This window comes from Pseudoalteromonas sp. S3178, assembly GCF_005886985.1.
Lineage (GTDB): Bacteria > Pseudomonadota > Gammaproteobacteria > Enterobacterales > Alteromonadaceae > Pseudoalteromonas > Pseudoalteromonas carrageenovora.
In genome coordinates this window covers 1-330 of the sequence record NZ_PNCW01000208.1, presented here as the reverse complement: position 1 = coordinate 330, position 330 = coordinate 1, and the positions used below count along the sequence as shown (strand labels likewise).

Sequence of the window (330 nt, the reverse complement as noted above, 5' to 3'; positions counted from 1 at the left end):
GGCTGACTTACTGGTTAACTATCACGCTTCAGTTGATACAAAAATTGAATCTGACTCGCTTCACACCACGTATGGTGCGCGTTGGAACTACTGGGGTATTGGTTGGCAAACACAGACCACAACACGTGAATATGAAGTAGGCACGCTTGTACTCGATATGATAGACAAAGCGTCTAACCAGCTAGTTTGGCGCGGAGCAAAAGAAGGTCGCTTACGTAGCAACCAATCACCAGACCAAAGAACAGCGTCAATTAACAAAACCATTTCGGAGTTGCTGGCTAACTTCCCACCACAGCCACAACACTAAGCGAAAACCGGATCAAGCCTTGG

General features: G+C 47.0%; 1 protein-coding gene. It reads left to right on the top strand.

Going from position 1 to position 330, the window contains the following annotated elements:
* Nucleotides 1–307 (top strand): DUF4136 domain-containing protein (locus CWC11_RS20655; RefSeq protein ID WP_138684166.1); only part of this gene is annotated, 307 nt, incomplete at its 5' end.
* Between the last annotated feature and the right edge of the window lie 23 nt (nt 308–330).